Consider the following 22,603-nt stretch of genomic DNA (forward strand, 5'->3'; position numbering starts at 1 on the left):
ATAGCATAACTTTCACAGCCTTTCACCGCTTAATATTGAAAAGCTTATGTTGACATTTCACCTAAAATTTCTAGCATTACAGTTTTTCATATCGAGAATTTTTTCATGTCTGAGACAACTCAAAACGAAGTAACGACAGTGGACTTAGAAGCCATCTCTGCAGAGTTACGCCAAGTAATCGAATTTGACCAAGTACCAGAAGAGATGTACCACATGGTGACATCTATCCATGAGGTGTCTGAAGAAGCTGTTCGTGAAGCTTGGGATGAACTTCCAGCGAGTGCACAAAACATTTTGGACAATTTTGAGCAGTTTCATGCACTTATTTCTGTTAGCCAAGCGTTTGCTGGTATTAATGTGATGGAAGAATTTCCAAGCATTCAACTGCCAAAAGACATGACTGAAGAAGACAAAGAGCAATATCGCTCTCAATTGCTTGACAAAGTTTTGTACGACTGTGTGAAAGACATGGCGAAACAGCTTAAGAAGGCTCGTCGTGACCCAATTCTAAAGCGTGATTTCAAAGACGTATTCGCAAAATAACTCTAGCGACATACAGACAAAAGCCCGCTAACAATTGCGGGCTTTTTTACATCCAAACATTCATTAGGGACTACTGCTGTTCTCTCAATTGCTCCAAGCGATTTTTCAATACAACAGGCAAGGTATAGAGCAATAGCAAACGTATCGCATGATTCACCATGACAAAAGCGGGCTCCAAACCAAGAAGCAAAGCAACAGCCGTCATTGCTTCTACGCTTCCCGGCACCCACGCTAACAGCACAACCACCCAACTGAGTCCCAAGACATAAGAAGCAACATAAGATGTCACCGCAGCGACAAGAAGACCAATGATGGTGACAAACACACCTGCCTTTGAATAGGTCAGCGCCTCACGCAATGTTGTTTCGGCAAGGCGAGCACCAATCAACGAGCCCAGTAGCGCCGTGGCAAAAACAACAATGTATGAAGGGACGGCTAAGTCTATTTCGGAGATATAGCTGTTACAAAAAGCAGCAATCGCTAGCGATGCAATCATATACGGTGCGGGTATACCGAATCGAAGTGATAGTTTGCCGAAAAACATACTGATAACAATGACACCCGAGAGCAATGCCCACTGTTGCCAACCAATTGCAATGTACTCAATTGCTACATCAGCGGTGGTATTTGAAATAAAGCCAGCTAACACAATCAGGATGATCAAACGAACTGAATGGGAATAAACCACTTTGGGTGAAGGCTTGTTTCCTGATTCACTAATGACCAAAATGGCTGCCATGGCACCGGGTACAGCACCAAGTAAAGATTCAAAGGGATTCCATTTTTCTTTGTGGTGGAGCCACCAATAGCTGCAGCTCGTTTGCAATGTCAGGCAAATCACTAGACCAAGAATCACCGCCGGATTCAAGGTGTGGGAAAGCTCACTCAATGAGATCGTCGCCCCCACGCTGATCCCCAACATCACTTGAATAAACATCAACAGTGAAGTGGGAATGACGACTTGTACATTAAAGCGCTTTCTTAAAAAAATAATCGCCGCAGCTGACATAAATAGTTCAGCGAGAGGTATAGCAGACAACAACCCAACAGACGCAGCCATCAACGCAATGATGGACATGATAAGTAGACTATACCTAGAAGAACCTTCAAACATAGTTTTGTATTTACACCTCTTTTGCCAAAGCGAGTTTTATCTGCGCTTTATGAAGGCAGTTAGATCGGGATGGTTAGTTGGAAAGAGCTTGCTTTACCGCTGCTTCAGCGTGAATTTTTGTCGTGTCGTAAAGTGCTACTTGGGTATGTTGTTGCTCAACCAACAGAGCGATTTCTGTGCAACCCAGAATTACCGCTTCGGCACCTTGACGGCGTAAGTTGTCAATGATGTTAATGTATTGCTCTCTGGATTCGGAAAGGATCTGTCCCTGGCACAGCTCATCATAAATCACTCGGTGTACGACTTCACGCTCTTCATACTCAGGTACGATTACTTCAATGCCAAATTTTTCGCTGATCCTACGTTTGTAGAAATCCTGTTCCATAGTAAAAGCCGTGCCAAGCAACCCTACTTTTGAAATGCCATCTTCGATAAGTTTGTTCGCCGTCGCGTCAGCAATATGAAGAACGGGAATGTCGATTTGTTCTTCAATTTGAGGGAGAACTTTGTGCATAGTGTTGGTGCAGATCAGTAAAAAATCAGCGCCACCCGCTTGTATGGATTTAGCTGCTTCACCTAAAATCACACCTGCTTTATCCCAATCTCCAACCCGTTGTAATTTCTCAATTTCTTCGAAATTAACACTGTAAAGCGCTATCTTTGCAGAGTGCAATCCACCTAGCGCCTGCTTGACACCTTCATTAACCGCTTTGTAGTAGCTCACTGTCGATTCCCACGACATTCCACCCAACATTCCAATGGTTTTCATTCTGTGCTCCTTTTATTGTTACGGCTTAAATATGAGTTAACTCGGTCAACGAGGTAATCGTTCTATAAGATGGGTGCTTGACGCCCGAATGACTGAGCCAAACTGCATTTAGGCCGGCTTTAATTGCTGTTGCAACATCATTCACTTCGTTGTCCCCGACCATTGTGATGCTCTCAGGGGATACACCTAGCTTGTTGGCAATTCTTATATAGAAGTCAGGATCTTGCTTGTTTAATCCTATATTTTCAAAACAAAAATAACCTTTGATGAATGGGGCTAAGCCTACCCGTTGGAACGCGGCTTTTATATCCTGTTCACGAGAATCCGCTGCATTTGTTGCAACGTAGATTTCATGTTTTCGAGAAAGTATCTCCAGTGTTTCTAATGCGCCTTCAACCGCTTTAACGCTCGGCCAATCGCACATTTTCCCGATGGCATCGACATAATCGACCATCAGAGTATCGCCCCAATCGAAAAGATAAATCGAAGACATTTCATTTCCTTATGTTGTTGCCAAATAGACCCGCTTCAATGACTTAAATTCGAGTATAGATTTGCCTTCAATCGAGCGATGAGAAGGAAGAGACAACAAATCCCAACAGCGTAAATCATTCATCAAATCATTGAGTTGATGTAGCAACCATCGTATTCGTTACTAAACAGGACTTCAACCATACAGATTTCCAAGCAGTACCCCTAATTTCACATCATAATCACCTTATTACGGTACGCATCTCTCTTTACGAAGACACTGGATACTGACACTATCTATACATCACTCACCTTGTCTATAAAAGCGAATAGCTATGAATATCCTCATCACTGGAGCGACTAGCGGCATCGGCTATGAACTCACAAAATTGCTGGCGTCGAAAGGCCATAAGATTGTTGCGACTGGCAGAAATACTGAGAAATTGGCCGAGCTACAAGCCGAGACTCAGTGCTTCATCATTGAAGCTGACTTAAGTTGTGCCACTCAAACTGTCGATATGTTTAATAAATCTTATCACCAGCTAGGCAGACTGGATGTGTTGATCAACAACGCAGGTATGAACTCAAGAAAATGTGCCATTGAAGAGTTCACTCTGGAAGAGTTTGATCACCAGTATGCTGTGAATCTGCGTGCGCCTGCACTGTTGAGCCGAGAAGCAGTGACGGTGATGAAACCGTTAAAGAAAGGATTCATCATCAATGTCGTCAGCACAGTGGCGAAACGCGCCAACGAAACCATGAGTGTCTATACTGCGATGAAGCAAGGGTTCGCAGGTTTCAGTTCAATTCTGATGAAAGAAGCTCAACCTCACGGCATTAAAGTAACAACGCTGTTTCCGGGCGGTACAGATACTAACTTCCGCGAAGTGGAACGCCCTCAATATATGAGTGCTAAAAGCGTAGCCTACACCATCAACCAAATCCTCGAATTACCAGAAGATGTGGTGATGCATGAGATGGTCTTCCGCCCACCGGTTGAACTCGAATAGCTTTACAAGATTGAAAGAGGGGCAAACCGATAGCCCCTCTTAGTCAAACCCACCTAGCCACATATTTACCATTTGCACAGCCCTACCTCATATCTGTTTTCTAAGCTGCGGAAAACCTCTAGAATGCGGCCGTTGAAATAAGCTTTAGGTAAATCCGTTGAAACTCAGCAAACGACTCAAACAAATCGACCAAATGATCACAGCGTCTTATGAACATATTTGGGACTGCTGCTGTGACCACGGTTTTCTCGGTGCATCGTTATTAAATAGACAGGCGGCGAACAATATCCACTTTGTCGATATCGTGCCTAGCCTAATGTCAGAAGTTGAGAGCAAATTACAACGCTTTTATCCAAACTCTGAATCTGCGTGGCACACCCACTGCTTAGATGTCGCCAAACTACCGCTAGAGCATTACTCAGGCAAACATTTAGTGATCATTGCTGGTGTAGGTGGAGATTTGATGATGCACTTCATCAGTGAAATACGCCGTCAATATTCAAATCTAACAATCGACTTCTTGTTGTGTCCTGTGCATCACCAGTTTGCCTTACGCCAGAAACTGATTGAGCTTGAGCTCGGACTGATTGATGAAGTACTGCTTGAAGAAAATGACCGCTTTTACGAAATCATATACGTCTCAACCAAAGCGGAAGAAAGGAAAACGATCGCGATGACGGGTAGCCGTATTTGGCATTGCAACAGTGAACAACAAGCCACTTCAGCAGACAAATACCTGAGTGCTACATTAAACCATTATCGCCGCATGCAAAGCGGTAACTCAGCAGATGTGCAGCACATCATCAATGCTTATTCGGAAGTGAAGTTGGAATACTCTTGAGATCAAGTGGCTGAATAATTCATATACAGCCACCATGTTAAGACAAATTGAACGGTTTACTTTAGGGTTTTCTCATAGCAGGCAAGTGTCAGCGTTTTTCCATTAAGGATAAACGCATTCTTTTCTTGTCCTACGCGAACGAAACCTGCTTTTTCGAGCACACGCATAGAGGCAGGATTGTTTATGGCGGCTTTTGCGGTTAATAACCGAAGCTCCAACTCTTCACGGGCAATTTCAATCAGCTCTTTCACAGCAAAACTGGCGACACCTTTACCACTCCACTGTTGGCAAACTCGATAACCAACTTCACATTCATCATCGGTGAGTTCAATAAGATTTGCGCGAGCGATCACCTCACCGTCTTCAACCACGACATAGAAGTAACCTGTCCCTTCGTCATGCTCTTCAATCAAACTATTCGTGATATCACGAAAGCTAGCAAAGCTGTCATAACTCGATGGTCTAGGTGGTACAAATTGCTCAAACCAGTCACGGTTGTTTTTCTCAAACTCAAAAAGTGATTGGAAATGTTTTTCTTCTAATAACTCTAATTCCATATCTCAGATCCACGCGGAAATTTATTAAATGGTACGAGCCGAAATTTGAATATAACGCCCAGTGCATGGACTCGCAATGCATAAATATCACATCTCGAACAATAAGATGCCGTATCAGAAAACGGCTACATTCACCAAGTTCACGCCAAAAGACCTCAATGTCAGTCGATGCTTTATTTGCACTGCTTGAGCCGCTAAAATGGCACAAATTTGAGGAACTGGACAAATCAATGGCAAAGCTAACTCTCCAAGAACAGATGCTAAAAGCAGGCTTGGTTAACGAAAAAAAATTGAAGAAGGCAAAAAAAGGCTCGAAAAAATCTCGCGTTCAAGCTCGTGAAGTAAAAGCCGCAGTCGAGGAGAACAAACGCGCTCAGCTAGAACGTGATAAGGAACTTAGTCTGCAGCAGAAAGAGCAGCGTCTAAGCAAAGAAATCCGAGCTCAAATTAAACAGTTAGTAGAAATGAATAAAATTGATATCGCCGATGGTGACATCAAGTACAACTTCACTGATGGAACATTAGTGAAATCTCTGTATGTAACATCGTTGATCCGAGATCAACTGATCAAAGGTATTGTCGCGATTGCTCGCTACGAAGAGACTTATGCAGTGATTCCAAGCGGTGTGGCAAACAAGATTGCCATGCGTGATGACAACACGGTTATCGAACAAAAAGCACTTGAAGCGGATCTTCCTGCAGAAGATGACCCATATGCGGATTTCGTTGTTCCAGACGATTTGATGTGGTAATTCCCATAGCGGCAACACCCTGTTCTACAATAAAAACGGCGCTAAGAGCGCCTTTTTTATTGTCATCAAAGAGATACACTAGACGTTTACGTTATCTGAGCTATTAAATGAATACATGGTTATCTCGTTGCGAGGATTCCAACCTAATTTGTCATAAAACCCTTTAGCACTGTGGTTCTCTTTGTACACAAATAAATGCGTTTTCGAGATGCCAAGTTCCGCCAATGCACGGATGGATTGCTCAACCAACCCCTGCCCGATTCTCTGCCCGCGATAACGATCATCGACCGCTAGGTGTTGCAAATATCCACGCCGACCATCAGTGCCCACGAGTACTGCACCTACAATGGTATCGCCGTCAATCGCGACAAAACTAAGCCCCGGATTTCGCTTTAAATAGGCTGCAATATTTTGTTCAGAGTCGGCGTCTCTGAGTGACAAATTGTCCGTTTGTCCCCACAGTGTAATCACAGCTTGATAATCAGAAATATCCATTTCTCGTATGTTGATCATCCTACATCCTCAAATCAGTCTGATACCCGCGCCATATGATAGGCAGAAACGTATTCACCATTACGAAATGCGTAAGCCTTCGATTCACCTTCTATGGCAAAACCAAATTTCTTGTATAAGTTAATCGCTCGATCATTGTCACTGTATACCGTCAGTTCAATCCGTTTGAGATTCAACCAGTTGTCCGCCAAACCAATCACAGTAGCAAGCAAAGCGCTGCCAACACCACGGCCTTGAATATCATCTTTCACTCCCATTCCCAAAGAAGCCACATGACGTCTGCGTGGGCTGGTGCACACTTCAAAACCCAAGTTACCGACAACTTCTCCATCCACAAGCGCAACATAGACATACACATTGTCTGGTACATCAGTCGTGCGCTTTTCCCACAAAGCCAGCGACGGGTGAGGGAGTTGGAGTGTACTCGAATAGGCATTTTTACCTTCATAAATCTCTTTAATGGCTCTTGCATCTGATGGCTCAGCCCGTCGAATTTCAACGCTCATAATGACTCCAACACTCTCTTCAATTAACAACGTTTCCGTTGCACTTTTCTCTGTTTACATCGTTCTATAATCTGGTTTTTTTCTGCGTCGGACGACGCGCTCCAATGAATGATTTCTTCTAAGGACCGAAAACACCCAACACAAATATCTTGTTCATCCAGGCAACACTGACGAATACAAGGTGATGCTGGGGAATTCCCTGCCCCACTGTCGGCTTTCAAACTCATCTTTTTTCCTAGATCTGCCACATATTTCTCTGAAAGCTAAATATAAATAGTTCCACGAGAGTAAAGCACACCAAATCCGGACACGAGCACCCGATCATCAAGCACTTGGCAATAAAGCACTCCGCCACGTTTTGAAGCCTGATAGGCAATCAGTTCACTTTTCTCAAGTTGCTCTGCCCAGTAAGGTGCAAGTCCTGAGTGAATCGAACCGGTAACAGGGTCTTCATCTCCGCCGTTTGCTGGCCAAAAATATCGTGAAATGAAATCAAACTCGCCTTCCGACTGAGCCGTCACCACTGCGTCATAGGGCGCTAATAACTTAAGCTGTTCGCTGTGATATTCCACATCTCGAACATCTTGCTCGCTCGGTAAAACAGCGAAATACGCTTGTCTGTTTCTGAGCACTTTTACTGGCTTAATCGATAGACTTTCCAGCAGTGCAGTTGGAATATCGTCAATGATTTGTGGTTTTTGATTCGGAAAGCTCATTTCGATACGCCCATCAGCCTGTTGGTTAACCTGAAGTTCACCGACTTGTGTGGTAACAAACTCAATCTGACCTTCACAGCCTAAAAATTGGAAAAGAACATATGATGCGGCCAACGTTGCATGCCCACAGAAATCAATTTCCGTCAGTGGTGAAAACCAACGTATTTGGTATCGATTGGGGGCCAGAGCTTTGATAAATGCTGTTTCTGATAAATTGTTCTCCGCCGCGATATTTTGCATAAGCTCGCTGGAAGGCCAATCGGCTACAGGCACGACTGCGGCTGAATTTCCCTGAAACTTCTTATCAGTGAACGCATCCACCACAAAGACTTTTAATTCCATCTGATTGGCTCCAACGATTTATCAAAGACGATACTCAAAGTTTATATCTATAAACTTAACTGCATGATGTGCTGTGGGCCAACAGGTCCGCCTGTATACAACTCACCACTATCCACAAAGCCACATTTCAAATAACACCCATAAGCGGCCTTGTTGCGACAATTTACCGTTAACTGCATTACTTCATAGTCAGGATAATGCTTCGCTACATAGCTTGGCAGTGCTCTGATGGCTTGGGTCGCAATACCTTTGCCTTGATATTTCTGGTCCACCAACAAAGCCCTTACGCCTATCGCCTTCTGCTGTCCAAACTGATATTTGGCAGAGTAATCCAGATCCAGCAAAAAGAAGCCGACGGCTTTGTCTTCGAAAATAATAAGGTGGGGATGTTCGGACTCTGTTAACTGCTCAACCACATGGGGAACATTGCTGACCGTAAACTGAGCTTGGTCGCTTAGAACACTCAACAGGCTGGCTTCTTCTTCCCTGACTGGGCTGTATTTCTCAATCGTTACCACAACTATCCCTGACCCTTTTCACTTTTTGTAAACGAAACAGATGCTCTCTCATTGTAAGGAGAACATCATCGTTTACTGAACGTAATAGTTATGCAACAAAGATTCAACAAGAAAATAAATTAACCTGTTGATTTACTGTCATTCATAAGAAGCCGAAGAGATAGTTTCCGAACTGATAGCTTGGTCCTGATTTTGTAAAACCCATCATTTGTGCATTACTTCGCTACCTGCGTTTAGCAATTATTGTTCGCCTAAACCTTCAGACCAAACAGCAAACTCATTGCCACTGGGCTCTGTAAAGTGAAAACGACAACCTCCGGGAAACTCAAAAATAGGGCGGACGATATCGCCTCCATTGAGCAGCACTTTTTCTAGTGTCTCTTCAATGTTGACACTGTAAAAGATCAGAAGCGCACCGCCATTGGCGCTTTGGCTGCAAGCGTCTGCTTTGTAAAAACCACCGTCGATGCCTTGGTCGGAAAACGCAGCGTAGTCTGGCCCGTAATCAATAAACTCCCAGCCGAAAACCATAGAGAAAAAAGTCTTAGTGGCGATTAAATCTTTCGCGGCATATTCAACGTAATTGATTTTCTCATGTTGTTTCATTGTTATCCCTTCCTACAATAGATGCTTGTTATCACGACATATTCTCAAACAACAATCGGTAATAGTTTGATTCAATACTTTACTTAAGCCTAGCACTCTATTGGATTTCAGGAAGTTTCAGCAAAGGAATCTATTGGGAAATTACAGTTTAAGATCAGCGATATAAAAAGTGGTTGGGATTGCTTGCGTCAGTTGAGCCAACAACTTCGTAATTAGCAGCAAGCATAAGTGACAGCGTCACGAAATATGTTCACAAGAAAGCAGAGTTTGGTACCAGAAGGTTATATAGGAAATGAAAAACTGAGAGAAGAGATACATAGAGCATGCACCCTATGTATCGAATTCAAGTGGCGAATAGTGCATATTCGCCAAAGATAAGAGCGGCTTACTTGTAGAAAGCTTCTACTTCACCTTTTAGAGTGATTAGCATTGGATTACCCCAACGGTCTTTTGCTTTTGGTGAAGGAATTTTTACCCAACCTTCACTGATGCAGTACTCTTCAACATCAGTACGCTCTTTACCGTTTAGACGAATACCAATATGGTGTTCAAAGCACTCAGCAACAAAATGCGGGCTGCGTGGATTGCCTGATAGATGATCTGGTAAAGCTGGTTTAGAGTTGTTTTCGCTCATTTTTATGACCTGATATAAAAAAAGTAGGCCATTTTAAACAATGCGAGCCACAGGCTCAACAAATAACACCCTTCATCACTCTATGGTTATAGGGTTATGAATTTCAGTACAATTCTAGCGGCTAAGTTCCAACTGCCAATACCCCACTGAAACCTGTTGATCAAATTTAAACCCTATATTGATGAACTCCCCAACTTTTTTAAACCCCATGCGCTCATGCAAAGCCACACTTGAAGGATTAGGCAGAGCAATAGAACCAACTGCATTCTTGTAACCTGCACTTTTCAACATCTCCAACAGCTCGCCATAAAGCGCTCGACCAATGCCGTTACCTTTCATTTCATGGGCAACGTAGATAGAGGGCTCAACGGTGTAGCGGTATGCGCTGCGGGCTTTCCACTGGTTAGCGTAAGCATATCCTCTCACCTCCCCGTCTTGCTCTAGAACAATCCAAGGCAGTCCCTGACTCAACACGTTTTCAACACGGTTGGTCATCTCTTCTATGCTTACGGGGAATTCTTCGAAAGATATGGTGGTGGTAGCGATATAGTGGTTATAAATCTGAACAATTGAATCAATATCTGAACTCGATACTTTACGAATGAGCATACGTCCTCCATGACGTCATCTTGTTGTTACTCTGCGCTTCAACAAGTAAGCGATTTTTACTCAATTTAAAACAAATCTTACTTTTTTGACATAGTAATTGATGCTGTTGGTTCAACAAATACATTAACCTCAGCTATGCTTGTTATTTCATAAGCAATGAGGGCTGGTTTTATGGTGGAGAAATTGAAGATGCCATACATCACGGAAACCGTCTTGGTTGATGGTGTATATCACGCTGAGCGTCGGGTCATCATTGAACGACGCCAAAGTAAAAAACATTGTGTGAATTATGAACGCAGAAGGAATCAAGACCCACGCTTACCTGCATTTAAACCCATCAACGAAGTCATATAGGTACGTTACCAATCAAATAAGCCCTTTCGCAAATAGCTTAACTGAAGGTTCGAATATAGAGAGCTTCTACCTTGTCTCTCGCCCACTGAGTGCGGCGTAAAAATTTCAGCGATGACTTGATGGAAGGGTCGTTATAAAAACAATTCAAATGAATCTCAGCATCTAAACCTTCCCAGCCATAGTGTTCGACCAACTGAGTAAGAATTTTCTCTAGGGTTAGACCGTGTAATGGATTATTAGCTTGCGGTTGGCTCATTTGGTGCTTCTCAGTAACAGAAAAATTGGAGGGGCAGTTTAACAGAAAGGATAAACAAGACCTTATCTATCTCAAAATTCCCCGCGAAATTATTCAACAATCTCATAGTAACGCTCTACATCTCGCGTAACTTTGCCCCAATAAGACGCTTTGACTCGCTGCTGATGATGTTCAAATGAAGCTCTGTCTAAAAACTCTTCATAAACATCAAACCGTTGAGGGTTATCGGCGTTTTCAACTACTTCAAAGACTAAACATCCTTGTTCTTGCAGTGTTAGCCTTTTGTGATTGATGAGTTCCTGTTTCACGGCATCCAAATCCGTTTCAGGAACAAGTATAAAACCTTTTAATACGACTTTAGACATAAACATCCTACTGTGTCTTTCTGCGAGCTTAAGCGTTGGGGAGCGTCTCAAACGATGGAATGTTTGAAAGGTCTTTAGACCAACTTGCACAACTGCCTACAAATATTTTTGCTGTCGGCAATAGGGATGGTGCGTCATCTAAACTGCCAGCGGGAACGACGACACTCTTTATGCTGTCCGCAACCATAGGTAATGCAGAACCGCAGTGTTGACAGAAACTTTTGGCGTGTCTGCTGTTGGGATGAAGATACGTTTTCACATCGCTTTCTCCCTGCGTCCAAACCAACTTAGCAGACGGTGCAAATAAGTTTGAAGCATGCGCTGAACCAGTATCTTTTTGGCAACGAGAACAATGACAGAGAAAAAACGACTGGAATTCCCCGATAAGTTCAAATTTCACCGCTGAGCATAAACAAGACCCTTTGTATGTTGCTACTTTTGCATTAGTCATATCGCCTCCTGAACGTCCTAAAATTATCCAATTACACTAAACATTTTGCGTAACTGCCTCTGTCGATATCAACTATCTCTACCGTCAACGATGCCTCAGAAAGAGATAAAGACTTTAGCTGATCTAAAACCGAATGCGATAGCTTCATCTTACTCTCATCATTTCGCCCAGAGAGGATACGTATTGTCACGTGAATGAAGTCCTCACGCTTTGAACCTGTTTGATAATGCTCATACGCAATACTGCGGACTTTAATATCACTACCATCCGGCGCAAACAGATTCGATGCCATCGCTCCAGCAAAAACTTTCTGGCTCAATTCGTCGTTTGGGATAGTTGCAGCATGTTCAATAATACAATGAGGCAATTTATATTCCTTTTTAAACAATGTTGATCGTAGGCTATGCGTCGATGGCTGATTAATTCTTTTCAGCTCGTTCTTTCACAAAGTTTAGGATGTTTTCAAAAGCGAGACGAAAGTAGAGCTCGTAGCTGTTTTTCTCGACATAGCCTAAATGCGGAGTTGCGGTGACGTTAGGCAGAGTCAACAGAGGTTCATTGCTTGGAAGTGCTGGCTCGATATTAAACACATCGACCGCGGCTCGTTTGGTCGGAACAGAAAGCAACTCGTTATACAAGGCTGAATCTGCTACCAATTCGGCTCGACTGATATTCACAAATAACGAATCAGGTTTCATCCGTTTAAGATCGTCCCCTGTAACACAAAATCGGGTGACATCATTAAGCCTCAAGTGAAGAGAAACGATGTCCGAATCAGAGAAGAATGCTTGTTTCGTTTCGGCCGCTTCGAGGCCATGCTCTATGGCGAGTTGCCGCGACTTTTCACTTCCCCATACCAATACCGACATTTCAAACGCCTTGGCATACTGAGCAATGCGCTGCCCAATGTTGCCATACCCCCAGATACCCAGCTTCAAACCTTTTAAAGTTCGTCCTAAACCCAGACTGTCTGAACTTTGCCACACGTTATTGTGCAGATTGTGGGTATAACTTGGTATATGGCGAGAGGCAGCCATTATGAGCGCCCAACAAAGCTCGGACGGCGCAATGGGAGAACCCCTACCTTCTAACACTTCAACACCGAACTTGGCGCACAAACTTGGGTCAATATGATTGCTGACTTTTCCTGTCTGGCTGATCAACTTCAAATTGGGTAGCTGACTAAGCAGAGATTCTGTTATTACGGTACGTTCACGAATAAGCACAATCGCTTCGAAATCGGTCAACATAGCGACGAGCTCTGACTCAGAATACGTCTGTGTAAAAACAGTGACATCATGATTAGCGAGCAAGGTAAAACAATCCAACGCATTTACGACGTTTTGATAATCATCCAGTATGGCTATTTTCACTGCGCTTTCCCCATTTTAATCCAGACAATTGGTAGTACGTGACCAGTACGGGTTATGAACTAACACTTTATATTGTTAAGAATAAACAACCTTAAAACGTTCCAAGACCAGAAGCATATCTTCTGTTGGTTCAATCCCTAACTCCTCACATTCCAATGAGAAGAAATGCCAGTGCGCTTCTCGCCACCAAGCCAGCGTTTTATCCCCTTCACCTTCTGCTGCGGCAAATTCTTGAGTGACATCTTTATATCGACATTTTTCTACCGACGTGATTTCTACAATGCACTTTGGCTCCCCTTCCCAGTCAGTCACCACCTGAAGATGTCCTACTTCTGGCATGGGTTCGCCTTTGTGGCTATACCAGTAATCCATACTGCACGATGCTGTCTTTTCTCCCTTTAGAATCAGATCCGCACAGACATTAGCGTTGTATTCATCCGCACAAAAATAATCAGAACTAAAAGAGGTGTATTGCTGCGCTATTTCGACAGGTAAAGCGCTTAGGTACTGTTCCAGAAACAACTGGCTTCTGCTTTCCATAATTTGCGGTACTCAACTAAAAAGAGGTGAAATAAGTAAGATTAATTCTTAATCGATGTTTTTGATCATTAGGAAGTTCTTGAGTGTTTGACCACGCACTTCCATCAGTTGCTCTTTTACAACAGTAAAACCCATGTGTTCGTAAAAAGGCCGAGCAGTAATACTGACATGAGAATAGAAACGTTTGATACCTTTCTTTTTTCCTATACTGAATACATGATTCATCAAAGCCTTGCCGACTCCTTTGCCCTGAAACTCATGATGGCAAAAAAAGTGGTCAATTAATCCGTCCAGTTGTAAATCTGTATACCCAACAATGACGCCATCTATCATCGCGACAAACGGGTTCAAAGCGTCCACTCGTTTTTGCCAGACAGAAAGGTCAAAATTATCTGGAGCCCATGCTTCTATTTGTGCCTGCGAGTAGTGACGCACATTAATGTTGCGGATCGTGTAGTGATGAATCGCCCAAAGCGTCGGAGCATCTTCTTCTTTGTAGTCTCGGATGGTAATCACACATTTCTCCATACTGTCAGTGTCTTTGGCACAGTAGCGTTTCATGTTGAATATGATCAATCTATTACGCTGATTTTTCAGGAGTGTACTGCATTAAATATTCAAACTCTGTTTCCCCTACTCGCTCAAACCCAAGTCGAGAATAGAGCCGCTGTGCTGGATTCGTTTTAACAACACTTAAACCCACCGTTGAGCCTGATGCGGCGGCTTTGCTGATCAGTCCTGAAATTAGGCGATGAGCGATACCTTTATTTTGGTAATTAGGATGAAGTTGAATCTGAACCAAATACCACTCGTTGATTTCTGGGTTAAATTGGGCTTTAAACAAGCCGGCAGGAGCGTCATTAATAACGATGATGTTAGCTTGGTCAAAGGCGTAATAAACTCTTTCAAGATAAGCATCTCTGCCAGTTGGCATTCCAACTTCCCTTAAATATTGTCCCATGGTGGTTTCACGTAGACCGAGCAGGAAATCGACATCCGTTTCAACTGCTTTTCTCAATGAATATTCCATTATTTCTCCTTGTAGCGTTTTCAAACCGAACGTAGTCATTCTTCCCTGGCATTTAACATACTAATAACACGACAAAGTTTTTATACAAGTACAAATTTCAGGCATAAAAAAAGGAGAGCTAATGCTCTCCTTTTTCAAAACTTGACTGCTAATTAAAGAGCAGCTTTTGCTTTTTCAACTAAAACAGTAAATGCTGCTTTGTCGAATACTGCGATGTCCGCAAGGATCTTACGGTCGATCTCGATAGATGCTTTCTTAAGACCGTTGATGAAACGGCTGTAAGATAGACCATTTTGACGAGATGCCGCATTGATACGTGCAATCCAAAGTTGACGGAATTGACGTTTCTTAGCGCGACGGTCACGGTATGCGTATTGACCAGCTTTTGTAACTGCTTGGAAAGCTACGCGGTAAACACGTGAACGTGCTCCGTAGTAACCTTTAGCTTGTTTTAGAACTTTCTTATGACGTGCACGAGCTTGTACACCACGTTTTACGCGAGGCATTATGTCTCTCCTAAACTAAACGATAAATAAACTAAAAAGAATTAAGCGTATGGCAACATACGGATAACTGCAGCCACTTCACATTTTGGAAGGATTGAGTTAGGACGTAGTTGACGCTTGTTCTTAGTAGTACGCTTAGTCAGAATGTGACGTTTAGTAGCGTGCTTGTACTTAATACCACCAGCAGTTTTCTTGAAACGCTTAGCAGCACCTTTGTTGGTTTTCATCTTAGGCATGATGAATAACTCCGCATTGTAGTAGTTTAATAAACACGTAATTAGGGCGAATAAAACCCAGCCATGACCTTTTATTCAAAGGGACGCGGCTAGGTTCAATTACTTGTAAGCCGTTAATTACTTCTTCTTAGGGGCAAGCACCATGATCATCTGGCGACCTTCGATTCTCGTCGGGAATGATTCAACTACAGCAAGTTCTGCAGTGTCCTCTTTCAAACGATTCAGAACGTCAACACCGATCTCTTGGTGAGCCATTTCTCGGCCACGGAAGCGAATTGTTACCTTCACTTTGTTGCCTTCTTCAAGGAAACCAGTCAGGTTGCGTAGTTTTACCTGATAGTCTCCGATATCAGTCCCAGGACGGAATTTTACTTCCTTAATCTGGATCTGTTTTTGCTTCTTCTTCTGCTCTTTCGCAGCTTTACTCTTCTCGAAGAGGAACTTGCCATAGTCCATCACACGACAAACTGGTGGCTCGGCGTTAGGGCTGATCTCTACGAGATCCATACCAGCTTCTTCGGCTGCAGCTAGTGCTTCTTGGATTGACACAACGCCAACTGATTCACCATCGGCGCCTGTTAAACGAACTTCACGAACGCCACGAATTTCACCGTTTAAACGGTGCTGGTTTTGTTTGGCCGGAACTTGGCCACGTCTTCCGCCTTTAATAGTTTATTCCTCCAGATTAAGCTTACGGCTTTCAACTTCGGCGTGGATGTATGAAATAAAGTCATCCAACTTAAATTTGCCTAGGTCTTTGCCCTTACGAGTACGTACTGCAATTTCGCCAGCTTCCATTTCTTGGTCGCCACAAACAAGCATATACGGTACACGCTTCAAAGTGTGTTCGCGGATTTTAAAGCCAATCTTCTCATTTCTCAAGTCCGCTTTTGCTCTAATACCACTTTTTTGTAGCTTTTGAGCTACTTCTTGAGCGTAATCAGCTTGTTTGTCAGTAATATTCATGACAACTGCCTGTTCTGGTGCCAACCAAGTTGGGAAGAAACCAGCATACTCTTCAATCAGAATACCGATGAAGCGCTCAAGAGAACCTAAAATAGCACGGTGAATCATTACAGGTACTAAACGCTCGTTATTTTCACCTACATAGGTCGCACCAAGGCGAGCTGGTAGGTTGAAATCAAGCTGAACAGTACCACACTGCCACGCGCGATCTAGGCAGTCGTGTAACGTGAACTCAATTTTCGGTCCGTAGAACGCGCCTTCACCTTCTTGAATCTCATAAGCAATGCCCATCGCTTCAAGTGAAAGTTTCAGTGCTTCTTCGGAGCGATCCCAGATTTCATCGCTACCTACACGCTGTTCAGGACGTGTAGAAAGTTTTACTGCAATGTTATCGAAGCCGAAAGTAGTATATGTGTCATATACCATCTTAATGCAAGATGTTACTTCTTGCTGAATTTGGTCTTCAGTACAGAAGATGTGAGCATCATCCTGAGTGAAGCCACGAACACGCATAATACCGTGTAGAGAACCTGATGGTTCGTTACGGTGACATGAACCGAACTCAGCCATACGTAATGGCAGATCACGGTATGATTTCAAACCTTGGTTAAAGATTTGAACGTGACCAGGACAGTTCATTGGTTTAATCGCGTATTCACGGTTCTCAGAAGACGTTGTGAACATTGCGTCTGCATATTTGTCCCAGTGACCAGAACGTTCCCAAAGAACGCGATCCATCATGAGTGGACCTTTCACTTCTTGATAATCGTATTCAGTCAGTTTTTGACGAATGAATACTTCTAGATCACGGAATACTGACCAACCATTGTGGTGCCAGAACACCATACCCGGTGCTTCTTGCTGCATGTGGAACAGGTCAAGCTGCTTACCCAGTTTACGGTGGTCACGCTTCGCTGCTTCTTCAAGGCGAGTTAGGTGAGCCTTAAGTGCTTTCTTATCGTGGAAAGCAGTACCGTAGATACGTTGTAGCATCTTGTTGTCGCTGTTACCGCGCCAGTATGCGCCTGCAACGTTCAACAGTTTGAAGTGTTGACAGAAACCCATGTGTGGTACGTGTGGACCACGACACATGTCGATGTATTCTTCATGGTGGTAAAGACCAGGACGATCATCGCGAGATACGTTCTCATCCAAGATTTCCATTTTGTATGGTTCTTGACGAGATTCAAAAGTATCGCGAGCTTCCTGCCAGCTTACGTTCTTTTTAATAACTTGATATTTGGTTTTCGCCAACTCTTGCATACGAGCTTCGATCTTCTCTAAATCTTCTTGAGATAGAGGTTGTTCAACATCGATGTCGTAATAGAAGCCGCTATCGATCGTAGGACCAATGGCCATTTTTGCTTCTGGGTATAGCTGCTTAAGAGCATGACCAAGTAAGTGCGCACAAGAGTGACGAACAATTTCTAAGCCATCAACTTCGTCTTTAACCGTGATGATTTCAAGGCTTGCATCGTTTTCAATCAAATCACAAGCATCAACACGAACGCCATCAACGCGACCAGCAATCGTTGCTTTAGCAAGACCAGGACCGATAGATAGAGCGACATCCATTGTAGAAATTGGGTTATCAAATTGACGTTGGCTACCGTCAGGAAGAGTAATAATAGGCATGAATTGTCCTTACAGTGGTGTTGCACACCAAGCAACACATATAAATTTTTTATAGCCTTAAAAAACAATAAGTTAATTAAGCTTTCATCTTTCAAGAACCGGATTTGGTACAGCTTTGGTACAAATCAAAACATACATACCAAAAAGTTCAAGACGGCATAGAGTACAGCCTTTCGTGATTTCTATCAAACAAAATGACAACTATTAAAAGTCTTTTGATACCAAAACTTGCCCCTCTATATAGATATACCACTACAAACTGATACCAAAATGCCTTTACTCGAGAAACCGGCAACTCGATATTTGATACCAAATATCATTTCGACGCCCGAGCTTTTACCGACATCTAACATTGTCGGCTGGAGTTCTTAAGGTCAGAAGTATTCAATGTCCCACACTTGTACCAAATCGACGTACCAAAATAAGAGATATAAAAATGAGCCATCGGACAAGAACTTCACGCTCAGAGAAACCCTTTTTATTAGCCCAACATTCACACCATCAAAAGCTCACTATGCATTGAATGACATTTCCCGCGTTGTTATCAATGATGAAACCTATGATCTGCTTTCTGCTTGATATTTAACCTAAACAACACAAACACATAGCCGTTTTTCCTTATTATTGACACAAAAGACAATATGGATATAGGTAGTAACATGTATGACGTCACTCTGAACCAAATACACACAACTCACCCTAGAAATAATGAATGGAAAACACTGGTTGATACTTTTACATACTCGAGATTAGCCCATGAGTACAATTTAGCTCTCAACCCCATAGAGGTTCTTAACGTGCTTGGCTTCGAATCTTTTCTCCGAATCTTCTCCAATTTCACCCCGTACAAAAAAATCTTCATCAACTTCGCTAGCTGGGCATCTCTTCGAAATATCGGTATCACCAAACAACATATACCTGAAAAGCTATATATCAATATGATTGAGGCGTTGATGTCTAACGACATTATGACCTTGAATAGAAACGCTATATTTAATGTCTATGTAAAAATGAGAAAAACCACTCGCTTTTCTCATATTTGTAGAGCGTTATATGCTGCCGCCACGGTTGGCACTGATACCGTTGCTAGTCTTGACGCCTCAGCGAGAGCCTCATTTGACTACGAATTAGAACGAACGATTCAAGAACAGGAGCTATTTTACATACTCAAGGAAGCTACAAATCAATAGTTAATTAGGTGAAAATTGAATATTCACCGACAGTGTCGAACCTGAACTGGTACTCAACAACGCCAATAAATTCGCGGAGGTTGTTGAGTCAAATAAGCAGCCATAACTTCCCACTCCAAAAACATCATCATTAGTTGAAGTTTCACAGTTGATAGTGTCGAGTCCCTCAATATCAATTATGACTTGGCCTGATTTATAAGAGCCTGTAAATGTAAGACCACCGAATTGGGAATCATCTATATAGACCGTAACACCAAGATAGGTACAGCTATCACCAAGATCCGTGTTGCGAGGCTGAAAGTCACCAATAGTTTCTTCATCTAAGAACCCCCAAATATCATAGAGAGTGGCCGTCTTATGGCCTACCGTTAATGTATGCCTGCTACCATTTGCTTCTACAGTGACATTGACACTGTCACTTTCCACATAACCACCAAACCCACTCACCTTGCATTTAAATGTGTATTCATTAGCGACTCCAGAAGTAAAAACATACGAACTATCTGTTGCCCCAGAAATAGCCACACCATCTTCATACCACTGATAGCTAAGCGTTGACCCGAGCCCATCAACTTCAATCGACAAATTATGGCTGTCACCTTCAGAGATAGAACCGCCAACCGGTTGGGTCGTGATAGATGGCTTTCGTGCGACAACTACGCCATCCAAAGTGACAGTTTCGATTTCCGTCCCATCAAGAGTTAAAGCAAGTATTTCCTGTTCATTTAGATATAAAGCCATAATTAACTCGTAAATAAATTTAATGCTGAACCTTCGGCTGTATAACGAAAGCCACCAAACCCAGAGCCCTCATCCGCACTGTTTACAGCCGCTGGAATATCCGTCGCATCTAACTGTTCAAAGAGCTGTGATAAATAACCTCGTTTGGTCCCAGTGGCGTGTTCAAAAATCAATTGTGGATTTTCTGCTAGTTCTTCTGCAGAAGCTGCGGGTAAATCAGCAATAGCAACAGCACCTGTCGGCTCAGCTCTGGAATTTTTATCTAACAATTGCTTAATAATTGATAAGTCTCTTGAAAGACTCGTCACCGATTTTTCTAGCTGTTCAATTCGTTCTAATGTCATCGTATTTCCTTACTTACGGGAATCTCACTAGTTGCAACAATGCCTTCTGCATTGTTAGTCGTTAGCCATTGGTTATCTTTGGTTTCGAGCATGTAGGTCGTATCACCAAAACGTACATCGAGATAGGTACCAGATGGGTTAGCCAGAATATGGAGCACTTTGAGCAGTTGGTTAATGGTGAACTCAGAATTGGATTGCGTGGCTATAATACCGAGACCAGCCGAACTCACCAACCATAGACCTGATGTTGTCGTTAACTTGAGAGAGGTTTTGTCTATGTTGGCTATATTAATCACAAGATGCCTTGGACTTGGTGTTTGATATTCAATCGCTACGCCATCACCTAATACTTGTTCAATTAAAAAGGTATATGAGTCATAAACACCGGCACACGCCATGGCTTCCAATATAGCCATGTAATTTTCAGCAAAAAAATCTCGGTCAATGTTTGTCATAACGGGGAATGTACCGTTGTCATACAGCACATAACCAAACACTTTTGAACCAATCACTTCTTGATTCATTTTGACCATTTCTTTAATCAGAGACTCTTGCTTTGCTGACAAGGCAATCGAGTAAAACAGCGAACTCATTTCATCATTTCGAAATAATTGCGTCATAAGCGGTTACTCAAAAATCACATTGGAAACATCAAGTTCAGGCACAAACTTCATGTTATAAGGAGAAATATACGGATTGCTTTGCCATGAATCCCCGCCATCTAGAGAGTATTCGGTGATAATTTCAGCCGCATAAGGAGCATCCCGAACAATCTCAAAATATCGCTCAGGCTCGACATCCATACCTACCCAATAAAAAACCTCGAAATTAGCTAAAAACAAACTCACGATGCTTTCTGGAGTATCTTCGACAGCCGTTGAATTGCGAGAACGTTTGATTCGAATACGAAAACGCATCGCTTGCTCAGTTGCAGCTACCCATCGATAAGTCTCAATACCTCCTTTTTCGAGAACAATGTCTTGCTCAATATCGCCGACCATATAGGTACTGCCGACTACGGCCGTTTTCTCAAAGTAATTGGCTATCTGATAATTCAAATCAGCATCTGGTGTGTAATCGATGGCCACATGCATTTTCCCTGCATTTTCTACAGTCATCTGTTTTACTGACGAACGAAAACCAAAGCGTTCGAGCAATCCTGCAATTAACGCATTGGGGGTAGTTGTGGGGTTTGATATTCGTAAATTGGTAACGCTGATAAATTCAGACAGAATTAAGAATGTTTCAGCCATCAGGTTATCGATATACATGTCAATTTGTACAGATGGATAAAAGACCCTGTATTCATCGCTCGCCACGAACTGGTTGTATGCGACTGCGTTATACTCCGGTCTAGAATTAACAAAGGCGCTGTAATAGCGCCCCATATGTGTAGCGAAACTTTCGGGAATAACCCCGAGTTCTGGATCCCATTTCATCGTATTACGCCACCATAGTTATTTGTGATTGATTGTGTTCCTTGAATACCAGCAACTGTGTAGTCCAACTTCAAAATAAAACCGTCAACGAATACTGAACTGTTAAGCATAATGATTGAGCGTTTGACAGATTCGCTAATGATCCATGTGTTGAATGCGGAAGCATTAAAATCAACTCCTGCCATTTGCCAATACGAAAAATCAAAACCCAGTTGCGGAGCAAAATAGAGAGAGCCTTGCTGTGTCTGAAATTCATTTTCAAACCTTGCAACGCTTCTGGCTTTACCTAAAAACCCAGTAAGTGAGCCCATCGTTACCTCAATTTCAATTGTTCAAGATCTTGTTTTAGTTGCTCCAATGCTGACTTTTCATCAGCGGCCAACACTTCAACCTTACCCACAGCTGGAGAACCAGAGCCGCCAGAGACTTGTGTGACGACATTCTTACCCGCTATTGAAATAGCTTGCTGCGCGATACCAATCGCTTTATTGATAGTGATTTGGGCATCAAGCTGTGTATTGGTGAGATAAACCGAGAAGTCTTGCCCCATCAGTAAAAAACCATCGCTATCTTCTTGTCCCGCGCAAATGTTTACCACATCACCAGGTCTATAAATTTCATCATCCAGTTCTACTTCAATTTGTGCGTTGCGGATCCGAGCTTGTAGTAACTTCAT

Annotated in this window: 36 protein-coding genes; 6 read left to right on the forward strand and 30 right to left on the reverse strand. The window is 42.8% G+C overall.

The features are described 5' to 3' along the window. Positions 1 to 105 precede the first annotated feature (105 nt). Positions 106 to 543 (forward strand): DUF3069 domain-containing protein, encoded by a 438-nt coding sequence (locus HUO09_RS05245; protein ID WP_167410584.1) that lies wholly within the window; start codon positions 106 to 108, stop codon positions 541 to 543. 70 nt (positions 544 to 613) lie between these two features. Here HUO09_RS05245 and HUO09_RS05250 read toward each other — a convergent pair whose 3' ends face one another. The 3 genes from HUO09_RS05250 to HUO09_RS05260 all read right to left on the reverse strand — a co-directional run bounded on the left by HUO09_RS05250 (position 614) and on the right by HUO09_RS05260 (position 2,919). Then, complete coding sequence (locus HUO09_RS05250; protein ID WP_188233231.1) at positions 614 to 1,657, reverse strand: AbrB family transcriptional regulator; 1,044 nt, start codon at positions 1,655 to 1,657, stop codon at positions 614 to 616. A 73-nt stretch (positions 1,658 to 1,730) separates the two neighbouring features. Beyond that, positions 1,731 to 2,426: an aspartate/glutamate racemase family protein gene (locus tag HUO09_RS05255; RefSeq protein ID WP_188233232.1), complete on the reverse strand. Its 696-nt coding sequence runs from the start codon at positions 2,424 to 2,426 to the stop codon at positions 1,731 to 1,733. Positions 2,427 to 2,451: 25 nt separating this feature from the next. Further along, the gene (locus tag HUO09_RS05260; RefSeq protein ID WP_188233233.1) at positions 2,452 to 2,919 is read right to left on the reverse strand and encodes an HAD family hydrolase; all 468 of its coding nucleotides are present in this window, start codon (positions 2,917 to 2,919) and stop codon (positions 2,452 to 2,454) included. Between the two features lie 313 nt (positions 2,920 to 3,232). Between HUO09_RS05260 and HUO09_RS05265 the strand changes: the two genes are divergently transcribed. Together HUO09_RS05265 and HUO09_RS05270 are read left to right on the forward strand one after the other, a co-directional pair. Beyond that, positions 3,233 to 3,907, forward strand: coding sequence for an SDR family oxidoreductase (locus tag HUO09_RS05265; RefSeq protein WP_188233234.1), 675 nt, complete (start codon positions 3,233 to 3,235; stop codon positions 3,905 to 3,907). 157 nt (positions 3,908 to 4,064) lie between these two features. Next, positions 4,065 to 4,748 (forward strand): tRNA (adenine(22)-N(1))-methyltransferase TrmK, encoded by a 684-nt coding sequence (locus tag HUO09_RS05270; RefSeq protein ID WP_188233235.1) that lies wholly within the window; start codon positions 4,065 to 4,067, stop codon positions 4,746 to 4,748. 56 nt (positions 4,749 to 4,804) lie between these two features. On the opposite strand, the gene HUO09_RS05275 is transcribed toward HUO09_RS05270, so the two are convergent. After that, entirely contained in the window at positions 4,805 to 5,305 is a 501-nt protein-coding gene (locus HUO09_RS05275; protein ID WP_188233236.1) for a GNAT family N-acetyltransferase, read from the reverse strand. A gap of 230 nt (positions 5,306 to 5,535) precedes the next feature. Here HUO09_RS05275 and HUO09_RS05280 point away from each other — a divergent pair, with 230 nt between their 5' ends. Further along, positions 5,536 to 6,057 (forward strand): DUF2058 domain-containing protein, encoded by a 522-nt coding sequence (locus HUO09_RS05280; RefSeq protein ID WP_188233772.1) that lies wholly within the window; start codon positions 5,536 to 5,538, stop codon positions 6,055 to 6,057. A 78-nt stretch (positions 6,058 to 6,135) separates the two neighbouring features. On the opposite strand, the gene HUO09_RS05285 is transcribed toward HUO09_RS05280, so the two are convergent. The 8 genes from HUO09_RS05285 to HUO09_RS05320 form a co-directional block, all read right to left on the reverse strand. Continuing rightward, entirely contained in the window at positions 6,136 to 6,570 is a 435-nt protein-coding gene (locus tag HUO09_RS05285) for a GNAT family N-acetyltransferase (protein WP_188233237.1), read from the reverse strand. A gap of 14 nt (positions 6,571 to 6,584) precedes the next feature. Then, complete coding sequence (locus tag HUO09_RS05290; protein ID WP_188233238.1) at positions 6,585 to 7,076, reverse strand: GNAT family N-acetyltransferase; 492 nt, start codon at positions 7,074 to 7,076, stop codon at positions 6,585 to 6,587. Between the two features lie 23 nt (positions 7,077 to 7,099). Beyond that, positions 7,100 to 7,303, reverse strand: a complete 204-nt coding sequence (locus HUO09_RS05295) for a DUF1289 domain-containing protein (protein ID WP_188233239.1) — start codon at positions 7,301 to 7,303, stop codon at positions 7,100 to 7,102. Positions 7,304 to 7,339: 36 nt separating this feature from the next. Then, the gene (locus HUO09_RS05300; RefSeq protein ID WP_188233240.1) at positions 7,340 to 8,134 is read right to left on the reverse strand and encodes a PhzF family phenazine biosynthesis protein; all 795 of its coding nucleotides are present in this window, start codon (positions 8,132 to 8,134) and stop codon (positions 7,340 to 7,342) included. A 47-nt stretch (positions 8,135 to 8,181) separates the two neighbouring features. Continuing rightward, a complete protein-coding gene (locus HUO09_RS05305; protein WP_188233241.1) occupies positions 8,182 to 8,652 on the reverse strand; it encodes a GNAT family N-acetyltransferase in 471 nt (156 codons plus the stop codon). Positions 8,653 to 8,892: 240 nt separating this feature from the next. Next, on the reverse strand, positions 8,893 to 9,258 hold the full coding sequence (locus tag HUO09_RS05310; RefSeq protein ID WP_167410596.1) for a VOC family protein: 366 nt from the start codon (positions 9,256 to 9,258) through the stop codon (positions 8,893 to 8,895). 385 nt (positions 9,259 to 9,643) lie between these two features. Beyond that, positions 9,644 to 9,892, reverse strand: coding sequence for a DUF3297 family protein (locus HUO09_RS05315; protein WP_042485816.1), 249 nt, complete (start codon positions 9,890 to 9,892; stop codon positions 9,644 to 9,646). A gap of 114 nt (positions 9,893 to 10,006) precedes the next feature. Continuing rightward, complete coding sequence (locus tag HUO09_RS05320) at positions 10,007 to 10,501, reverse strand: arsinothricin resistance N-acetyltransferase ArsN1 family B (RefSeq protein WP_188233242.1); 495 nt, start codon at positions 10,499 to 10,501, stop codon at positions 10,007 to 10,009. Between the two features lie 189 nt (positions 10,502 to 10,690). Here HUO09_RS05320 and HUO09_RS05325 point away from each other — a divergent pair, with 189 nt between their 5' ends. Continuing rightward, complete coding sequence (locus HUO09_RS05325; protein WP_223159328.1) at positions 10,691 to 10,855, forward strand: hypothetical protein; 165 nt, start codon at positions 10,691 to 10,693, stop codon at positions 10,853 to 10,855. 37 nt (positions 10,856 to 10,892) lie between these two features. Here the strand turns inward: HUO09_RS05325 and HUO09_RS05330 are convergent, their stop codons facing one another. The 12 genes from HUO09_RS05330 to thrS form a co-directional block, all read right to left on the reverse strand. After that, on the reverse strand, positions 10,893 to 11,111 hold the full coding sequence (locus tag HUO09_RS05330) for a VF530 family DNA-binding protein (protein WP_042485806.1): 219 nt from the start codon (positions 11,109 to 11,111) through the stop codon (positions 10,893 to 10,895). 89 nt (positions 11,112 to 11,200) lie between these two features. Then, complete coding sequence (locus tag HUO09_RS05335) at positions 11,201 to 11,476, reverse strand: putative quinol monooxygenase (protein WP_167410599.1); 276 nt, start codon at positions 11,474 to 11,476, stop codon at positions 11,201 to 11,203. Positions 11,477 to 11,504: 28 nt separating this feature from the next. Beyond that, on the reverse strand, positions 11,505 to 11,927 hold the full coding sequence (locus HUO09_RS05340) for a GFA family protein (RefSeq protein WP_188233244.1): 423 nt from the start codon (positions 11,925 to 11,927) through the stop codon (positions 11,505 to 11,507). 31 nt (positions 11,928 to 11,958) lie between these two features. Beyond that, on the reverse strand, positions 11,959 to 12,294 hold the full coding sequence (locus HUO09_RS05345; RefSeq protein WP_188233245.1) for a 5-carboxymethyl-2-hydroxymuconate Delta-isomerase: 336 nt from the start codon (positions 12,292 to 12,294) through the stop codon (positions 11,959 to 11,961). 52 nt (positions 12,295 to 12,346) lie between these two features. Continuing rightward, positions 12,347 to 13,300: a D-2-hydroxyacid dehydrogenase family protein gene (locus HUO09_RS05350; RefSeq protein ID WP_188233246.1), complete on the reverse strand. Its 954-nt coding sequence runs from the start codon at positions 13,298 to 13,300 to the stop codon at positions 12,347 to 12,349. Between the two features lie 75 nt (positions 13,301 to 13,375). Then, on the reverse strand, positions 13,376 to 13,840 hold the full coding sequence (locus tag HUO09_RS05355) for an ASCH domain-containing protein (protein WP_188233247.1): 465 nt from the start codon (positions 13,838 to 13,840) through the stop codon (positions 13,376 to 13,378). 48 nt (positions 13,841 to 13,888) lie between these two features. Further along, positions 13,889 to 14,356: a GNAT family N-acetyltransferase gene (locus HUO09_RS05360; protein ID WP_188233248.1), complete on the reverse strand. Its 468-nt coding sequence runs from the start codon at positions 14,354 to 14,356 to the stop codon at positions 13,889 to 13,891. Between the two features lie 64 nt (positions 14,357 to 14,420). Further along, complete coding sequence (locus HUO09_RS05365; protein ID WP_188233249.1) at positions 14,421 to 14,870, reverse strand: N-acetyltransferase; 450 nt, start codon at positions 14,868 to 14,870, stop codon at positions 14,421 to 14,423. A gap of 152 nt (positions 14,871 to 15,022) precedes the next feature. After that, positions 15,023 to 15,376 carry a 50S ribosomal protein L20 gene (rplT, locus tag HUO09_RS05370; protein WP_102939616.1) on the reverse strand — a complete coding sequence of 118 codons (354 nt, stop codon included), beginning with the start codon at positions 15,374 to 15,376 and terminating at the stop codon, positions 15,023 to 15,025. Positions 15,377 to 15,417: 41 nt separating this feature from the next. Further along, complete coding sequence (gene rpmI, locus HUO09_RS05375) at positions 15,418 to 15,612, reverse strand: 50S ribosomal protein L35 (protein WP_167410606.1); 195 nt, start codon at positions 15,610 to 15,612, stop codon at positions 15,418 to 15,420. 117 nt (positions 15,613 to 15,729) lie between these two features. Continuing rightward, positions 15,730 to 16,281, reverse strand: a complete 552-nt coding sequence (infC, locus tag HUO09_RS05380; protein ID WP_167410682.1) for a translation initiation factor IF-3 — start codon at positions 16,279 to 16,281, stop codon at positions 15,730 to 15,732. Positions 16,282 to 16,284: 3 nt separating this feature from the next. Continuing rightward, complete coding sequence (thrS, locus tag HUO09_RS05385) at positions 16,285 to 18,213, reverse strand: threonine--tRNA ligase (RefSeq protein WP_188233250.1); 1,929 nt, start codon at positions 18,211 to 18,213, stop codon at positions 16,285 to 16,287. Between the two features lie 659 nt (positions 18,214 to 18,872). Here thrS and HUO09_RS05390 point away from each other — a divergent pair. After that, complete coding sequence (locus tag HUO09_RS05390; RefSeq protein WP_188233251.1) at positions 18,873 to 19,403, forward strand: hypothetical protein; 531 nt, start codon at positions 18,873 to 18,875, stop codon at positions 19,401 to 19,403. On the opposite strand, the gene HUO09_RS05395 is transcribed toward HUO09_RS05390, so the two are convergent. Genes HUO09_RS05395 through HUO09_RS05420 form a run of 6 tightly spaced genes read right to left on the reverse strand, consistent with a single transcriptional unit; the run spans position 19,404 to position 22,603 of the window. Then, a complete protein-coding gene (locus tag HUO09_RS05395; RefSeq protein WP_188233252.1) occupies positions 19,404 to 20,144 on the reverse strand; it encodes an immunoglobulin domain-containing protein in 741 nt (246 codons plus the stop codon). Positions 20,145 to 20,146: 2 nt separating this feature from the next. Beyond that, entirely contained in the window at positions 20,147 to 20,488 is a 342-nt protein-coding gene (locus HUO09_RS05400) for a hypothetical protein (RefSeq protein WP_167410610.1), read from the reverse strand. Then, positions 20,485 to 21,108 (reverse strand): hypothetical protein, encoded by a 624-nt coding sequence (locus HUO09_RS05405; RefSeq protein WP_188233253.1) that lies wholly within the window; start codon positions 21,106 to 21,108, stop codon positions 20,485 to 20,487. Before HUO09_RS05405 ends, HUO09_RS05400 begins: the two co-directional genes overlap by 4 nt. Positions 21,109 to 21,114: 6 nt before the next feature. After that, a complete protein-coding gene (locus HUO09_RS05410) occupies positions 21,115 to 21,927 on the reverse strand; it encodes a hypothetical protein (RefSeq protein ID WP_188233254.1) in 813 nt (270 codons plus the stop codon). Further along, entirely contained in the window at positions 21,924 to 22,238 is a 315-nt protein-coding gene (locus tag HUO09_RS05415) for a hypothetical protein (RefSeq protein WP_188233255.1), read from the reverse strand. The genes HUO09_RS05410 and HUO09_RS05415 overlap by 4 nt, the downstream gene beginning before the upstream one ends. Before the next feature lie 2 nt (positions 22,239 to 22,240). After that, entirely contained in the window at positions 22,241 to 22,603 is a 363-nt protein-coding gene (locus HUO09_RS05420; protein ID WP_188233256.1) for a hypothetical protein, read from the reverse strand.

Origin of the sequence: Vibrio sp. Y2-5, assembly GCF_014596725.1 — a bacterium.
Lineage (GTDB): Bacteria > Pseudomonadota > Gammaproteobacteria > Enterobacterales > Vibrionaceae > Vibrio.